Genomic DNA, 17,425 nt, shown 5'->3' with positions numbered 1-17,425 from the left:
TGCTCCAGATAAACGGCCGGGCATAGCGTGGGCATTGAGCAAGTCAGGGAAGTTCGAACTTGAGAACTTGCTAAACGTACTCGTTGATGAGGACACCCGTCAATGGGTATCATACATCCTTAGCACGAAAGATCAGCAACGATGCATCGATCAGATAGAGAAACTGAAGGGGCGAGACTCAGAGGTATATTTCGCCGTAACAGTCCTGTGGAAGATCATGACGAGTTGGGTTTACAACCTGGAGGAATACTGATGAAATCTCTGCCGGAGCCGCTCTATACAATTCACTATGGAAGCAGCCTATGTTGGTAATGCTCTTGAATTCCTGCAGGGACTTCGCGATGAGAGCATCGACCTTGTGCTCACTTCGCCACCTTTTGCCCTGCAACGTCAGAAAGAATAATGTTGACCAGGACGAGTATGTAGATTGGCTGTTATCGTTCACCATCGAAATAAAACGTGTACTCAAAAGCACAGGCAGTTTTGTACTGGACCTTGGAGGTGCTTACTGCAATACTATACCGGCATTTATCTACAAAACCAGGATTACATAACCTTTATTGAAAGGTTTTGGAACAACACAAGTTGCAGTCTTTTGGTTTTTGTAGATTTGGGTGAATTGAACGTATCTTCACGAGATTGGCTCGTGCCAGATTGATGGGTTCGGAATAATATCTACTTGGTGTACAAGTCTTACTTGGACAAGCACGGTGGTAAATTGCACCCACAACCAAGACTCAACGCATCATTTCGTAGGCGAGAGCAGACTAAAAGCGTGGTAAGATCGATGAGGTATTCTTGACGTCTTCGGGTAGGAGTTTTACAATTTCAGCAAAGGTAGGGTTTTTCAACCGTACAGTCGCTTGCAGAGCGTTGAGCGGCTATCGCCATACGTAAAATTGTGTCGTATACCTCAGAAAGGGATGTCTGATGAATTTTATTATGCGTCTGGTCGACAATCGTGATCCTGCTTCTTTGGCGGCTAAGTTCAGGCGACGAAGATTTGAAAAGTTCAAAGATTTGATACAGAAACTCCCGAGACCAATCAAGATACTAGATGTGGGTGGAACTGAAACCTTCTGGAAAGTAGTTGGCGTTGGGGAGATGGAACACGTCGAGATCACCCTGTTAAACTTACAACTCGTCCCAACGAGTCTTCCCGGTTTTCGGGCTATCGTCGGAGACGCAACCGATCTTTCGCAATTTAGCGATGGGTATTTTGACGTTGTGTTTTCAAACTCTGTGATAGAACACCTCGGTACTTATTCGAATCAAAGTCGAATGGCTAAAGAAGTACAAAGGGTCGGAAAGTGCTACTGGATTCAGACACCAAACTATTACTTTCCCATTGAGCCACACTTTCTCTTTCCTGGTTTTCACTGGTTGCCTTTGAAGGCGCGTGTCTGGCTAGTCGCGCATTTTGATTTAGGTTGGTATAAGAGAGCAGAGAATGTGGAAATGGCAAAGGAAATAGTGCAAAGCATACGATTGTTGAAAAAAGAAGAATTGCTCAAATTATTTCCAGGCGGAAAATTGTATTACGAAAGACTATTTGGATTGGTTAAATCATTCGTTGTTTATGATGGTTTTTGAACGGTGAAGAAAAAACAGATCTGGAGATCCACCCAACTCGCGGCTAGAGCCTACGACCACCGTCGGCGGTGCCACTTAGCTGCAACCCGTTAGGCGCACAAATGTCCGTCTAGGAGCGGCAGCCACCCCGCCAACCGGAGTGACAGGCCCACCGCAACCGTCCCCGCCCCAGGAGCTGGAGTCTGTATCGGCACAGACGTAAATGTTTCATACTGAGCTTCAACCTATTGCTGCGATGTACAATTTGGAACTTCAATCAGGTGCTACCATGACTTTTGCAAGAGTGCTGGTGTTTGCTATTGTTGCCGTCGCCTTGTTGACGATAGCGCAGCAAACGTATGCCCAACCGCCACCCATCGCTTGTCCAACTAACCAAACCGTTGTCCTCAGTGGCACCAATGCCCCACCACAGCGAAGTTTAGTTGTCGTCTTTGCCGGTCAACCGGTCGGCGGTGGCTTTAGCGATGCTGCCGGTCATTGGCGTATCCCATTGCGCGTCAACGAACCTCCTGGGATTTATCCGGTTACTGTACAGGTGCGGGGTACTGAACAGGTCGTGGCGAGTGTTCTTTGTTATGTTGATGTGTTCCTACCGATGCTGGCTACCGGCGGGCCGACGGAGCCGTCATTTACCGCTACTGCAACCGCTCGATCATCTACTAATCTGACAACCACACCCACACCGCTTCGTCCTACTCAGACCTTCACCGCTATGCCGCGGACACCTACAGGACTGCCGGTGACGAACACACCGACGACAGCAGTTACGATGGTGCCCGTCACACCAACCACGGTAGCTACCGTAACGCCGACGATAAGGGTGACAAGCGTGACTGCCACCGTAACGCCCACTGCAATAGGTGATACTAGCGTACCTACCCGCACCCCGACGCTAGTTCCGGCTAATCTAGCGGTGAGCTTGGCAATCGTACCGTATGATCCCGCAACATCAACTTCGTTGAATGATGAATATGTGCAGATTCGCAGCGAAGAAACTATCGATCTGAGTATTGCCGGTTGGCGCATTGTCAATATTTCACGCTCAGACCGACCGACATTTATCTTTCCAACCTTCATTCTGGCCCCTGAAGTTGACGCCTATCTTTATACCGGTAGCGGTACCAACAATTTTGCCACCGGCGACTTCTATTGGGGACGGAATGCGGCTGTTTGGCGTAAAGGTGATATTGCTCATTTGCTCGATGCGCAGGGTAGGTTGGTAAGTGCGTATCAGGTACCGTGAGCGTCGCTACCGGTGAGAGCACCATAACGGAACGTGCGTCGAGATAACGTCGCTTGACATTGCCCATTCTGTTAATCAGCTATCCTGGGCATGTTCCCTGCCTGGGCTGTGCGATTCCTGTCAGCTCGTAGCCCCACAGGCATCACGTTTCCGACCGGCTCAGGCTCCCCTCTTCCGCGAATGCTGCTAGTACCTAACGAACCCGTTACGAAGCGGGCAGGTGCAGTTGTCGACCGTGGCAGATTGAGCGTGGCGTTGTGGTCACGATCATGAATCGCGTTGTTCCCACCACAGATCGCATCACGGTGGCGATGTGGATACCGCTGACCGGTCCATGATCTACGTGTCGGAGCATTTAGCATTGCTGTCATCTAAGCGCACCATACCACTGCCCACGTCGCTGATAGTATGGGTGAGAGTGTTGTTCACCAACATCCCTTAGCCAGGTACGTCCTCAATCACCAGCGTTGGTTTTCGCAGCAGAGTCGTGTGGTGAGCCTGTGGCGAATATCGGTGCGGATGTGAGCAAGGTACGCGGGCAACCGTGCCCGGTGAAAGCCACGTGCTGACGGTTGTTGGAGACAGGCCATCGCGGACAGTTGGGAAATCTGAAGTTGAGCGCACAACCTACCCTTCGTTTGGTTGCTAATCGTGCTGTTAAGGCGACGGCTACGAACGTGAGCCTGCACAGCTCTACTGTACGCGGTGTGCGATACGAGCACTGGTCACCGGTGTCAACCTGCCTGCGAGTTCTTGGCACTGCACGGTCTTCGCCGTTCTGGTTGGACGCATAACGCTTTCCGTATAACTATGATACGCTATTTAAACGATGCGCAATACGAGCGTCCAGCTCCCGATTCCGGCAAATGTTTGATCTAACTATCTAGACCGCTACCGATAATCGCAGAGGAAATAGTCTTGCCTGCATTTTCTGGATGCTTTTCATTCCTGTGAAGGCTGAACGCCGGCTCATCACACTCGCTTGAAGGGATATGAGTGCACGAACCATCAAACGGTTGCGGTCATAATACCATGAGTCAACTTATGACCGACATCATCACCATCACAAAATTGTAAACCCCATGCACGATTGCTGCTGTGGTTGTATTGGTATGCTTTCGCACAAAGCCGCATGCTATCCCAACCACAAATACCACCAGCAACGCATCCCAATGGTACTGGAATGCATGCAGGCTGGTAAAGAAGAGATTTGAGAGCCAAAGGCCGAGTCGTGGCTGCAAGACACCGCGCACACCTAACTCTTCACCAAGACCGGCAGTAATGCCGATCACCACGGCCCCAATTGGGCTAATCGCAAAGGCCATCAATTCGCCAAAGGCTTCATCATCGGTCGTCGACCATCCTAATGCCTGCCAGAGCGTCTCTATCAGTGGCAAGGCAATTGTTATCAGTCCGGCTAATCCTAATCCGATACCGACTCCTAACAATCCTTGGCGAAGTGTAGGCCGCACGAACCCTAAACGCGCTAGGGTCTCTGTCAGATTGCGTCGAACACCGAACCCTACGGCAAGCAAGGAGGCTGGGATCGTCCACACTAAGCCATATATCTGGTTGCGCAATTGCTCATCGTTGTTCAGGTCGCTGAAGGCATCGCTACCGACCATATTGACTAACGCGAGCAACGGTGGTTGTCCGGTGATAAGTAAGGGTACGAACATCATCAGCGTGATAATGACGATGGTGGTGAGTGCAACGGTATGAACAAACGATGAAGGATTGATAGGAATGAAATGGGCTAATCTATGCCGTATCGATGGTAGCAGAGTTAGAAGGCCGAGTGCGATAGCACTCACGATACCAATAATGAGCAGCAAGACAGGTAGAACTGCCGGTGGCGATAAGCTCGGTGGTTGATCGGGATTCAACCCTCCCGGTGGGATATCAAGCAGGCTGGCTACGCCGAGAATAAAGGTATAAACGGAGACAGTACCGATCAACAGCGTTGCCCATATCCCGGTAGCAATCCATGCCCAATTGAATTGAGTGCCGGCAAAATAGGCGAGAATGGCTAAACCGGCAAATGGCAAGACATTAAAGCTGGCAGTGATAAAGAGAGCGAATTCACCGCCAAGATTAGTACCAATACCGATCAACAAAATATACAGCGCGATACCACCGATCCAGAGACCTGGACGGTGTGTAGGCGGTTGTTCATCGGTAATGACGAGAGGTTCTATCATACAGAGTATCCTTTTGCCTAAACCGGATTGCAAGGGTAGTATGCCAAAGATACGTTTGTCATGCAAGTGACGGAGCGGGAGTGTAGTAAGGTTGTCAAGCCTGACCAAGGAGACAGATAAAGGGTTCACCGGGTACCATTTCGCTCACCGCTTCAACTTGTAACCACCGGTCTCGATCTGGTTCTGACGATAGTGTCGTCGGCAATTCTGCCAGGATTGTCATTCACTATAGCTATATCAATAGTATGCCCCTGCCTGCGTGCTGTCGGTTTCCCAGGAATGTGAGAGAAATGGTCGGAACCATCGACACCGGACACGCGCACGACACAGCGTGGAATGATGATAGCGACGATCTGATCAACGGCTACATGATATCGTCTTCCATACCGATACCTTACAAAGGCGGTTGCCGGGCAAGACCGTCAGCGTGGTGATGTCCAGACCGTAAAAACGAACATTAGTTCGGTAGATTCTACCTATCGCTAGGGGAGTCAAATGCTCCGGCAACCCCTTGTGTGCCGCCAGATCGCGCTACCGGCATTGCTAGATACTCATCCCCCATCGCTAGGGGAGTCAACACTCTGGCAGGGTATACCGGTGTGGCTTTGCTGTCGGCTGGTTGGCGCCGATCTCGCCTTATGCTCATCTTCAACAGTCTCGGGTAAAGAGCACTGCCAGTCTGCCGCACTGTAGCTTATCAAGGCTGATACTGGCTACAGAAGGTTCCCTCAAAGGTAGCTTCTTCATCGACGATGTGAGTCTCTACGTCTGCGGAGAAGGTTAGAAAGTGTTCAGCTTTGCTTCTGGCGCTCCGGTGGGCGACTGAGCTTGGCCGTTAGGCGGAACAATATGCCAGAAGGTTTGTCTTGACAGATCATATCTGCGACAAAAAGGGAAACAAGAGAGGGCGAGTTACGAGCTATAGTGAAAAAAGCTGGATCAATAGTCGGAGATATTCTTCTCATCTTTTGCCGGTGTTCTTGCCATTAGATATTATGGCTTTATACCAAACTTCTGTCCATGGGCAAGATCATTGTTATGATAACATCTCTAGCATTACAATAGTCACTATAAATTACAAGATTTGTAGTGGTATTTATTTTAACCAGGAGTAGAAATACCTTTTGCGAGAACAATTCAGCGTCAGATAAGATTTTTAAAAGTATTGGTTGTCGACTTGATGACGGTCTTCGTTATTTGTATAGGATTTAAATTTTTATTATTTTTTAATAAACATTTTCATCATTTCAAAAGATATTCTCTAGATTTATTTAATTTTGTCTATTATTGTTAATTTTTTATTTAGTATAAACTTATCAAAATTTGATTTGTTTAGTTATTTATATTTTGATCCTAACGAATTTCATTCAATTAACTATAGATTGACTAATAAAGTAGTTATTAATATAATAATTTTGATCCAATTTATTACATTGTTTATAGTAAAAAATTATTAAAGCTTTTCACTATAAAAAATATCAATTTCAGTTCAAAATCTTCCGATGTCACGGCATAAATATATTTAGGCAATAACATTGTTCACTACGGTTTCAACCATTTTACGGTGACGGACTTAAAGATAGCGCTCCCACGGAGTAGTGGCCGTTTAGAGTTTTTGCATCGAATGGAGTGCAGGTAGCCACCTGCCGTCATCCCAGGCCCAGCAGGTGACGCACCGCCTCCTGGAAGCCAGCACAGTTCTCCACATCCACCACATAGCTTGCGTCCTGGTGGATGCTGGCCCGCCACTCTGATAGGCTGTGGCGCATAGCATCCAGGATGAGCGCGGCTGCGATCAGCACACCCTCCAGCAGGCCGCCAGAACCTGGCGTTCGCAGGCCGGGTCGGTCAGCCGCAGTATGAGCATATCGTCCTAGGCAGGGTACACCGTGCTGATTCCCAGAAATACGAGGTCGCTGAAATATCGTGGAGACCTCTACGGGTATGCCCAGGGCCGATGACCCAGCTCTGCCCGGAGTCTAGGTCCGCGTGCGGCTACCTTGGGACAGTAGTTCAGCTCCTAGATGATGACCAACACCTGTTGACACTTGGACTCGCGCAGCTGGGGACATTGTTGACGACCCGGCAGACGCTAGAGGAGGAGACGCGCTTAGGTGGGCGATGCCCTCTCCTCATGGCGTTGTGTCCCGGACAATAGCCGGTTCAGATTTGCGCGGCACAAGTGGGGGATTTTGGGCACACTTCAAAGTAGCACCGAGGAAAAGGGATTTGTCAAACAGAAACGGAAGGTAACTGCCTACCCATTTTCCGGGAAATGAGTTAACCTATCGCCATGGTCGAGAATCTGCTGGAAATCGACGCCCTGCTCAAGCGATTGACTTCGCTGGAAGCCGAAATTGCCCGCCTGCAAGCCGCGAATGCTTGTCTGCAGGCGGAGAATAGCCGCTTGCAAGCCGCGAATGCCGAATTGCGGCGTCAGCTGGAGCTGAACAGCGGAAACAGCCACAAGCCGCCGAGCAGCGATGGGTATCGAAAGAAGCGAGTGCAGCCGGCCTTGCCCAAGGGCGAGCAGCGGGCGATGGGCGGCCAGTTGGGGCACACCGGCGCGACGCTGCGCCAGGTGGCGCAGCCTGATCGGGTGCGGGTACATTTGCCAGAGCGCTGTCAGGGTGGTGGGCGGGAGGGTGCCCCGAACGAACGGCACGCGGTGGTGAGCCGGCACCAGGTGTTCGCCATTCCGGAGCCGAAGCTGGCAGTGACCGAGCATCGGCTGGGGCTGCACGAATGCTGTGGGCAGCAGCAGCTGGGAGCCTCTCCGGCCGCAGTGGGTAGCCAGGTGCAGTATGGGCCGGGGGTGCGGGCATTGGTCGTGCAGTTGTCGGTGGCTCACAAGATGCCGTTGGCCCAGATTGGCAGTCGGTTCAGCGACCGGTATGGCTACGCACTGAACGACGCGACGGTGGCGGCGCCGCAGGAGCAGCGGTGGCAAGCTGCGGTGGCTGATTTGGACGAGATCGGCCTGCGGGTTGGTGGGCGACTGCAATGGTGGCACACGGCGAGCGACGCCCAGTCCCCCGATTTGGTTGTACATGCGCAGCGCGGCGACCAGGCCTTGCGCAGGGCGTCTTCGATCTTGCCCTTGTTCACCGGCTGGGCCATTCATGACCATCTGGCGGCGGATTACAAGTTCCCGCAAGCGCCACACGGGGCCGGCAATGCGCACATTTTGCGTGCATTGCCGGGCTTGGTGGACAACGGGTCGTCGTGGGCCGGTGCCATGCACACCTGCCTGTTGGAACGCCATGACCAGGCTCGCCCTTTGCCAGGGGAGGCGGCGACAGCGGCACAGCAACGGGATCGGCACATTCTGAGCCAGGCTGAGCAGGAAGCGCCACCCCCTCAACCCCAGACGGGCAGAGGAGGTCCGACAAGCACGCCGGGGCGGAAGCTGCTCCGCCGTCTGACCGAGCATGCGGAAGCCGTTCTGGCCTTCACGCGGGGAGGGCGTGCCGTTCACCAACAATCAGGCCGAACGCGACGTCCGCCCGGCAAAGGTCAAGCAGAAAGTGAGCGGTTGCTTTCGCACGGACCAGGGAGCAAGAGGCTATGCTCGCTGGCAAGCGCTGATTTCCACCTGCCGCAAACAGGGGTGTACTGGCTTTGGGACGCTGCGCAGCCTCTTTGTCCATCACGCAGTCTCCCTACTCGCAGGAGGGTAGGCAGTTACAACGGAAGAGAAAATTACATCTGGGTCCGACCGGGTCGTTGTTCTGCTACATTCAGTTACAATGGTAGCAAAACCCGCTCCAATTGCCTTTCAACCCTGTATACAAGCACGTATGTGTGGAATAAAATCTTACGACGTTATACTGTTCCAGTCGAACCATCTCCAGGATCGACCCCATCTCACTCACCGAATCATAGCCCACTTTTCTGCGGAGCCGGTGGTCATAGTGGCTGGAGCCGGATATGGCAAAACTGGCCTCCTGCATTTGCTGGCTCAGCACCTCCCCAGCGTCTGGTTGCCCCTTTCCTCAGCCGACCAAGACGTAGCCTACCTCTCTGCGCGGTTGGCGCCGCACCTGGAAGACGGCCGTTCCCTGCTTCTGGATGACTTGCATGAGTTGGAGGGTGCGCAGGAAGCCATTACATGGCTGGAGCAGCAGATTCGTGCACGGCCAGGTTGCTGGGTGCTGAGCGGCCGCCACATTCCCGTAGTCTTGCAGGCCGCCTTAGATAACGCCTCGCCCTTGGTGCTGGACGAGGACGACCTGATGCTCTCTCCTGCCGAGACGGCCCTCTGGCTGGCTCCCGCGGGCTATAGTGAGGTAGAGGCTCAGGCCTGGCACGCCTACACCCGGGGTTGGCCCCTGGCGGTAGCCGTGCTGGCCCGCCTGGCGGCTCACTTTTCCGTACCCCGCGAGCAACTGGTCGGCACCCTGGAGACCTACCTGCATGAGACTCTCTTTGCCCGTCTGTGGGCTGAGCAGCCGCCAGGCGTGCGCAGGCTCTTGCAATTGAGCAGCGTCGCCCTGCGCTTCAACCGGGCGCTGGCCGAGTACCTCTGGCGGTGGGCCGAGGAGGCGGATGCTTTCCAGGATGCCTGGACAGCGATCTTTGCGCGCCGGCTTTTTGTGGAGCCAGCGGAACAACCGGAGCAATGGCGCTATCATCCCCTCTTCCGGGACTTTATGCGCGCGCAGGAGACGCAGGTCGAAACGGTGGCACGCACCGTCATGACCTGGGCGCGGGAACAAGGTGATTGGGACCTGGCAATAGAACAGGCCCTTGCCGAAGAGCTGTGGGAGGATGCGGCTGCACTGCTGGAGGTCATACCCATGCAGGTCATCTGGCATTCCGGTCGAGTGCTCACCTTGAGACGCTGGGTGCTCAGTCTGCCGCGTGCCGTGTCCCATGCACATCCCATGCTGCTGGCCCGCCTGGGCATAGAACTATGCCGGGTAGGTGCTGTGGCGGAGGGCGCCAAGTGGATCGAAGAGAGCGCGGCCTTGCTGGAAGCCCGGGAAGACCCCGAATCCCTTTTCCGCGCCTGGCAGACCCGAAGTTACCTCAGTTTTACCACCGGCCGCTACACAGAGGCCATCGCCCGCGCCCAGACCGTTCTGTCCTGGGTGAGCCACCCCAAACAGCGACTGGAAGTCCTCACTCGTCTGGGCAATGCCTACGCTTGTAGCGGTCAACTGCCCGCCGCGCGCCTGGTCTACCGGGAGGCAATTCGCCTGGCAGAGGCGGTCGGCGACCAAACTTACGCCGTCTTTATGCGGGACAACCTGGCGGCCAACGTGCTGGCGCCCATGGGGTACCTGCCCCAGGCCGCCGCGTTGTTGGAGCAGAACCGCCCCTTCTACGATCGGGAAGCTCGCCCGGCTAACCAGGCCATCCACCTCGAGGGTTGGGCCACCCTGGACATCGAGATAGGCGATTGGGAGCGTCTGCAAGCCCGCCTGACCACGATTGACCACCTTCTGTCCCAGGTGGAAGCCCCCGCGGGGAGCGCCCTTTTCTGGCTCTACGCTTTCAAAGCGACCCTGGCGATCGCCCAGGGCGCATGGGAAACGGCCGAGGCGCACTTGACCCAGGCCGAAGCCTGGCATGTGAACCGGCCAGACCGCCTGCTGGCGCTGGCTCAACTACGAGCCTGGCTCGCCCGCCGTCGGGGAAGGCCGGATGAGGCGGTGCAGGTGGCCGAGGCCGCCCTGGCCCAACCGTGGCAAGAGCCACTCCCCCGGGGGCTGGTAGCTCTGGAACGGGAGATCGCGCTGGAAGAGCAAGCAGCCCGCGCACCGCTCACGCTCCATCCAGACCTGCACGCTCTGCGTCAGGCGCGGGCCATGCCGCCCCTGCTGCGGTTACGGGCGCTACTGCTCTGTCGCTGCTATCGCGCCGGACAGATGGACGCCGCCCGGCGGCACCTGCAAGCGTTGAAGGCCGTGCTGAACCGCTTGCCTCACCTGCGCCCCGTGCTCACCGACCGGGACCCAGAACTGGGACACCGGGCCTGGCGTGTGGCCCTGCTGCTGGGCGACGAGGAGGAGGCCGTCCCGGCGTTGGGGCGCATCAGCAACGTAGCCGGGCTGACCGACCTGTTGCACCATGCCGACCCGGCCGTGCGCCGTCGTGCGGCTCAGGCCCTGGCTGCCACACGGCGGGAAACGGCTATGCCACCCCTACACGCGATGCTGGAACAGGAGTGCGACCCCGGCGTGCGCCGGGCCTTGGAGGAAGCCCTGGCCCAGTTGGAGGCTGCACCTCCCCCGCCCCTGCGAGTGCAGTTCTGCGGCCGCTTCCGCGTCTGGCGGGGCGAGGAGGAGATCCCCGATCACGCCTGGCCACGGCCGGCCGTGGTGCGCCTCTTCCAGTACTTCGTTCTGCATCGGGGGCAGCCCCTTCTCCGTGACCGCATTCTGGAAGACCTGTGGCCCGATCAGCCACCCCAACGCTCAAAGTCCCTTTTCCGCCGGCTGCTGAGCTGGATGCACCAGGTGCTGGAGCCGCACATGCGCCCCCGGGGTCCCTTCCGTTACTTCTCCGTGGCCTGGGAGGTCTACACCTTCGACCCATTGGGCCGTGTCTCGGTGGACGTGGAGTGCTTCGAGCGGGTGGTGCGGGAGGCGTTGCAAGCACGGGATCTCCCCGACCTGCCCCCTGTGCCCGGCGAGTTGCTGGAAGTTTTGGAGGCCTGGCAGCCGCCGGTGAGCGCCGCGCTGTACGAGGCTTGGTGGCTGGAGCGGGCGGAGCGCTGGCAGCAGCTGTACGCGCAGGGGTGCCTCTACGTTGCCCAGGCCTACCTGGTGCGGGGCGCCCTGCAACATGCTGTGGAGTGGAGCGACCGGGCCATCGTTGCGACCCCCTGGCTTGAGGAAACCTATCAGATAAAGATGCGTGCTCTGGCCCGGCTGGGCCAACGTAGCCAGGCCCTGGCCGTCTACGCTGCGGCGCGCCGGGCTTTGGCCCAAGAGTTGGGCATCCTCCCTTCCCCTCTCACCGAGCACTTGGCCGAACGCCTCCGCCAGGGCGAGCTGATCTGAGGGCGCGATAGCCTAAGGCCTATCGACGCATCGCACCAAGGCGGCTGCGGGCAATGCCCTTGAGCCGATTACGAGTGTCGCGAGCAATCCGCCGACGGCCCTGCGTCGTGGACAGCCCAGCGATCTGCTCGTTCACAATTTGTTCCTACCCTTACGCTACATTTCGATCAGGAAACTCAAAACACCTTTTGTACCAGATGGACAACAAAGGCCAATAGCGCAGGACAGGGTTTGGCAGCTCTTCTCGTAGAAGAGACCGGTCATTTCGCAGAAGAGACCGGTCAGGTCTCTTTGCGCCTTTGGAGAGCAGCGGGAGATGACGACGGGACCACACGCCATGGCTCATATACAAACGTCGAAAAGCTTTGGGTCTAGGAGGGCTTGTTATGACGAATCTCCTCCTTTTATTGCCCATGGTTCTTGGGCCATTTGCCTACTTCATCTTGATGGTCATCGTGCGTTGGCACGCTGTTGCGGTCCCCACCCGTCGTTTGGCTCAAGCCCAGATTGAAGGGCTCCGCCAGCGGTGGAAGCAGGAATGTGTCTCGCCCGCGACGCAAGACGCGGAGGAGCAGGCTCTGGGCGAACGAATCGAACGGTTGCTGGAGCAGGCGGAAACGGTACTGAGCGACTCCATCTTGGAGAAACTGCTCTGGCCCCGAGGCGCGGAGCTCCAAGCCTGGCGTCTCATTCACGACGCCGAATCCCTGATTGCCCTGGTCATGGACCAGGAGCTGGCCAAAGAGAAGTTGGCCCAGATCCAGCCTAAATCCGCCCAAGATCCGGTCTCCGTGCCACCAGCCCGGGCCAATAACTCTACCAATAACGACATTCGCAAACGACTGTACTGGGAACTACGCCGGTCTTACGACGAAAAGGACACCAACTTCGCGAGGCTCTCCACAACGCATGCCAAGATCGCCTGGCTGACATACGTGGGGCTGGTGTTGGTCGGCCTTTTCCTGGCGCTGGGGCCGGGTCATCTGCAGGAGCTTCCCGCCTGGATGTTGTTCGGCGCCCTGGGGGCTTTGCTGAGCCGTTGCCTTCGGTTTTTGAAAGCAACACAACTCCCCACGGAGTACGGCGTCTATTGGATCCTGCTCTTTCTGGCGCCGGTCTACGGCGCCCTGGCCGGCATCGCCGGCGTGCTGCTGTTCCACCTATTGGTCGAGATGAAGATCCTATCCTCGGATACATTTGGCAGCCTCTCGTTGAACCAGGCAGCCGGGATGTACGGCCGCTTCGCCCTGGCCGCGCTGGCCGGTCTCTCCGAACGCTGGTTAGACCAATTGATAACCCAGGTTGAGGAGAAGAGTTTACAGACACTTCAAAAAGAAAAAGAAACGAGCGCGGAAGAACCGCCACGGCAGGACAGGAAGCAAGACGACCCTAACAAGGTTTGGGTACCAGGATCACGGGCTCGGTGAGCGGGATGTAAACCTTACCAACCTGTTCCCTCGCCTACAGGAGGGAGGCCGGAGAAAGAGGGTTTTCCTGTAGCCGGAGGGCCGTTTGAGAAAAGGAAGCAAAATCGTGAAGCGCAGCATCTTTCTGATCGTCACAGGCGTCGGCATGACCCTGCTGGGACTGTCCGGCATGGCCTTTGGTGGGTGGTTCTTCTGGCACGCCGGCGGCTGGTGGCAAGAGGTTAGTGCGCTCCTCGTCTTCTTAGCAAGTTTTATCCTCTTTGGAGCAGGCTTATGGGCCACTCAGGAAGGATTCATTGCAACGGCCGTGGCGCAGCGGCAGGTGACAGTCGAGCCACTCGAGGCACGCTTGGGCCAGGATCTAAACGTGCAGGCCATCCTCACACCTCGCCGCACCCTGCAGGCCGGGCCGGTCGTTTTCACTCTGGTCGGACGGGAGCGGATACGAATCCGACAAAGCCACCGCTGGATAAGGGAGAAAACCGCTGAGCCGGTCAACCTGACGACCACTCTGGCCGAGGCGGTTACCCTGTTGGCGGGCCACCCCCAGACCTACACGGCCCGACTCACCGTCCCGCCCGAAGCCATGCCCTCCTTCTCTCGGGACGAATCCCTCGGCGAGGCGTGGGCCTTTGAATGGTTCGTGCGCTTTCGGCTGGGCCTGCCCCGGCTGCCGGATGTGGAGGAGGAGATTCCCATCCGGGTGGTACCTGTCCGCGTCGCAGCCGGGCCGCTGGAAGTTCTTCCCGAGGAATTCGGCTCTGTCTCGGCTCCGCAGACATCGGAGCCCCTGCGCCTAGTCGTGGACCGTACAACCCTGACCGTGGGTGACGTGTTCTCTGGCCGGGTGGCCTGGCAAGGGGAATTGGGCGAGCAGCCAGGTCGTGGCCTGCGGGTCGAACTGGGCTACCGTGCACTGGCCGGTGAAAAGCCCTGGGAGCGGCGGCGCTGGGAGCACGTAGCGGCCCGGACGGCAGCTTTCGAGCCCACACCCGGCCGGGAGTGGCCGTTCACCCTCACTGTCCCTCTGGAAGACCCTATCACCTACACCGGCGCCCTCTACCGGGTGGAGTGGTTTGTGCGGGCAGTGCTGGACCGTCCGCTCATGCCGGATGTACGGGTAGAACTCCCCGTGCAGGTCCTGCCCCGGATTGAGGAGGGGATCAGGTCGTTGGCGGAGAAACGGGTAGCTTCATTCTAAGTCTGTGGAATGGGAGATAGGCCATGAACAAGCGGAACGTGCGAGTAGGACGGCAATTGTGGTGCCAGCTGTTGCGGGCTGTACTTGTACTTGCGATGGCGGCGGGATTGTGGGCAAGCGTTTTCCACGAGCTTGCTCGAGCACAAACCAGCTTCACGTTGACGATAACAGGCATGGGCCTTGGAAGTGGGGTGGTCTCAAACGCTTTCGGCATTAACTGCACGATTACTGCGGGAGTACCTTCAGGCAGTTGCACGCAGAGCTACCCATCAGGAACCTATGTGTCACTGAACGCTATACCTGCGCCTGGTTCTGCTTTTGTGCGCTGGCTGGGTGACTGCTCCGGCACCTCCCCCAACATTATGGCAGGTCCCATCGACCGGAACATGACCTGTACTGCCTGGTTTGCGCCACCGGTAACGGTGTTTGAAGAAGGGTTTGACCAAGGCATTCCCACCACATGGCAGATTGTGGACGGAGGGAATAACGCCGGCAACCAGGCGGCCCGAACCTGGACCACCAACAACCCCGGCAACCGCAATTTCGGCCCACCCTTCGATCCGCCGTTCGCCATCGTGGATTCGGATGCCGCCGGTCCCGGCGCTACGCAGGACGAGCAGTTGATCACGCCCTGGATCTCCGTGGCATCGTGCCCGGGGAAGGTGTTCGTCTCCTACGCCGATTACATGCATGGCGGGAAGGTTGAGCTCGCCGACACAGACATCTTGACCGGCACCACCTGGGTGCGGCTTCACTGGTGGAGTGGTAACAGTTTTCCGGTTGGGCCGCAGATAACAACTCTCCACCTGACACCCAAGCTGGGCGGCGCCACCTCCTTCCGCCTGCGCTGGCACTATTACAACACCAGTAATGAGTTGTACTGGGCGATTGACAGCGTGCGCGTTTTCTGTGAGCCGCCTATCCCTCCAGGTGGCTATCCGCTCTACCTGCCGCTGGTGGTGAAAGCGCCGTGAGAGATCAAGGCGGTCGGAAACGGGATGGGTGAAGGCCAGGCTTTCGCCCTCCCCGAAGATCTAATAAGCAGAGGTCAGGCTATGGGTGGTCATCTAACGATATTCAACCATTCAGATCAAGGCAGGCGAGCACAGCCGCAGCGAGCCGTATTGGTCCTGACGGCCCTGCTCGCACTGATGCTGGGCGGGTGGTGGGGGCTTCCCCTCACGGGAGCCTCCGGCGGGCCGGCGGCGGTCTGCCAGGTCGCGACGAGCACCGCAGCGGCTGGAACCCGCTTCCAGCGAAGCTACGGTCTGGCAGGGAGCAGTGAGACGATCCGCACGGTGCTACCTACTTCCGATGGGGGCTTCCTGCTGGTCGGGCAAGTTGGGGAAGTTTATCAAACATCCTCGCTTTACCCTTACGTCGTTAAGGTGGACGCTGCGGGGAATGTGCAGTGGAGCCGGACGTATGGGGACGGGAACCAATGGACCGGCAGCGCTGTGGCCGCCGCGGATGGGAGGTTCTGGCTGGTCAGCTCGCTGATCAGCTCTACCGACCGCGACATCTACCTGGTGAAGATGGATGCGGACGGGAACGTGCAGAGGGCCATCACCTACGACATAGGGGCTATTGAGGGAGCAAGCACCATCCTGGCCACCTCGGACGGTGGTTTTCTGCTGGTGGGCAGCACTTCGCCTGGCTACCCCTCTCCTTCTCAGCCGCTGGTGGTGAAGCTGGACGGTTCAGGCAGCGTGCAGTGGAGCCGCACCTATATGCTCTCATCTTCCACAGCGCAAACGTTCCTGTTTTCCGTGGTTCAGACCGCGGACGGGGGATTCCTGGTGGGAGGCGACCGATCCTTTTACGACTATCGGACCGGCCAAACGACGTATTCTATTGTCCTGTTGAAATTGAACCCGGACGGGACGGTTCAGCAGGGGTGGGAGCTAACGGGCGGAGACCCTACCTTGGGAGGTATGGTGACCACAGCCGACGGGGGCGTTCTGCTGGTGGGGACTACGGTGGTTGGAGTGAATTCCCAGAACCTGAAAGACGACGATATCCTGACGGTGAAACTGGATAGCGCGGGGAACGTCCAGTGGAGCCGGACCTACGGGCGGCCTGGCGTTCTGGATGAGGGAGGCACGGCCGTGGTGCGGACGCCGGATGGAGGCTTTCTGCTGGCCGGAAATACCCACAATTCCAGTTCGGGTTTTGATGCCTATGCGGTGAAGATCGATGGAGCGGGAAACGTCCAGTGGAGCCGGACCTATGACGGCGGCGGAGGCGAGGGGATTACCACACCCCCATCCAAACGTTCTCAGGCCAAGGAAGCTGTGGGGACCTATGACGGCGGCGGAGGCGAGGGGATTACCACGGCCGTGATGGCTGTCGATGGGGGCTTTCTCCTGGCAGGCGATACATGGCCGGACCCTACTGCCTATGACGACATGTATGTCGTGCGGACGGATGCGGTGGGCGAAAGCGATTGCAACGCAGTCCCTGTGGTCACCGGGACGACAACACCGACGATCGCCGTATCGACGTTTGTGCCGGATAGCAGTCCGGTTTCCCTGACCGCTGGAACGTTGGCGTTCCCGAGCACGGTTCCGGCGACCCACTCGGAGAACCGCTGCCGGTATCGGCTCTACCTGCCGCTGGTGGTGCGGGAGCCGTGAAGGGGATTTCCGCGATCACCGGGAAATAGTTTTTTGTCCGATTCACCCAAGCCGAGTTCGAGGAGACCTGCCGGCGCATCCGACAGGAACAGAAGAAGCTTGAGGCGGTCACCC

8 protein-coding genes and 1 pseudogene are annotated in these 17,425 nt (G+C 57.1%); 8 read left to right on the top strand and 1 reads right to left on the bottom strand.

The window, feature by feature from the left end; all coding sequences use genetic code 11:
- Window positions 1–930 precede the first annotated feature (930 nt).
- Together ACP5OT_RS00045 and ACP5OT_RS00040 are read left to right on the top strand one after the other, a co-directional pair.
- Window positions 931–1,593, top strand: coding sequence for a class I SAM-dependent methyltransferase (locus ACP5OT_RS00045; RefSeq protein ID WP_428131013.1), 663 nt, complete (start codon window positions 931–933; stop codon window positions 1,591–1,593).
- Window positions 1,594–1,861: 268 nt separating this feature from the next.
- Complete coding sequence (locus ACP5OT_RS00040) at window positions 1,862–2,836, top strand: lamin tail domain-containing protein (protein WP_424675390.1); 975 nt, start codon at window positions 1,862–1,864, stop codon at window positions 2,834–2,836.
- Window positions 2,837–3,873: 1,037 nt separating this feature from the next.
- Here ACP5OT_RS00040 and ACP5OT_RS00035 read toward each other — a convergent pair.
- Window positions 3,874–5,037 carry a CPBP family intramembrane glutamic endopeptidase gene (locus tag ACP5OT_RS00035; protein ID WP_428112704.1) on the bottom strand — a complete coding sequence of 388 codons (1,164 nt, stop codon included), beginning with the start codon at window positions 5,035–5,037 and terminating at the stop codon, window positions 3,874–3,876.
- A gap of 2,293 nt (window positions 5,038–7,330) precedes the next feature.
- Between ACP5OT_RS00035 and ACP5OT_RS00030 the strand changes: the two are divergent.
- From ACP5OT_RS00030 to ACP5OT_RS00005, 6 genes and pseudogenes are all read left to right on the top strand, one after another.
- A pseudogene (locus ACP5OT_RS00030) lies at window positions 7,331–8,717 on the top strand (IS66 family transposase).
- A gap of 396 nt (window positions 8,718–9,113) precedes the next feature.
- Entirely contained in the window at window positions 9,114–12,047 is a 2,934-nt protein-coding gene (locus ACP5OT_RS00025; RefSeq protein ID WP_428131117.1) for a BTAD domain-containing putative transcriptional regulator, read from the top strand.
- Between the two features lie 386 nt (window positions 12,048–12,433).
- The gene (locus ACP5OT_RS00020) at window positions 12,434–13,474 is read left to right on the top strand and encodes a hypothetical protein (RefSeq protein ID WP_428131010.1); all 1,041 of its coding nucleotides are present in this window, start codon (window positions 12,434–12,436) and stop codon (window positions 13,472–13,474) included.
- Window positions 13,475–13,580: 106 nt separating this feature from the next.
- Window positions 13,581–14,675 (top strand): hypothetical protein, encoded by a 1,095-nt coding sequence (locus tag ACP5OT_RS00015; RefSeq protein ID WP_428131007.1) that lies wholly within the window; start codon window positions 13,581–13,583, stop codon window positions 14,673–14,675.
- Between the two features lie 23 nt (window positions 14,676–14,698).
- On the top strand, window positions 14,699–15,649 hold the full coding sequence (locus ACP5OT_RS00010) for an InlB B-repeat-containing protein (protein WP_428131005.1): 951 nt from the start codon (window positions 14,699–14,701) through the stop codon (window positions 15,647–15,649).
- A gap of 81 nt (window positions 15,650–15,730) precedes the next feature.
- Entirely contained in the window at window positions 15,731–17,311 is a 1,581-nt protein-coding gene (locus ACP5OT_RS00005; RefSeq protein ID WP_428131003.1) for a hypothetical protein, read from the top strand.
- The last annotated feature ends 114 nt before the right edge of the window (window positions 17,312–17,425 follow it).

The organism is Chloroflexus sp. (genome assembly GCF_049970315.1).
Lineage (GTDB): Bacteria > Chloroflexota > Chloroflexia > Chloroflexales > Chloroflexaceae > Chloroflexus.
The sequence above is the reverse complement of the archived record's forward strand: the minus strand, read 5'-3'. Positions and strand labels throughout refer to the sequence as shown.

What these genes read in the sequence shown, in the direction of transcription:
- ACP5OT_RS00045 (WP_428131013.1), top strand. Translation starts at nt 931, where the DNA reads ATGAATTTTATTATGCGTCTGGTCGACAATCGTGATCCTGCTTCTTTG.
- ACP5OT_RS00040 (WP_424675390.1), top strand. Translation starts at nt 1,862, where the DNA reads ATGACTTTTGCAAGAGTGCTGGTGTTTGCTATTGTTGCCGTCGCCTTG.
- ACP5OT_RS00035 (WP_428112704.1), bottom strand. Translation starts at nt 5,037, where the DNA reads ATGATAGAACCTCTCGTCATTACCGATGAACAACCGCCTACACACCGT.
- ACP5OT_RS00020 (WP_428131010.1), top strand. Translation starts at nt 12,434, where the DNA reads ATGACGAATCTCCTCCTTTTATTGCCCATGGTTCTTGGGCCATTTGCC.
- ACP5OT_RS00010 (WP_428131005.1), top strand. Translation starts at nt 14,699, where the DNA reads ATGAACAAGCGGAACGTGCGAGTAGGACGGCAATTGTGGTGCCAGCTG.
- ACP5OT_RS00005 (WP_428131003.1), top strand. Translation starts at nt 15,731, where the DNA reads ATGGGTGGTCATCTAACGATATTCAACCATTCAGATCAAGGCAGGCGA.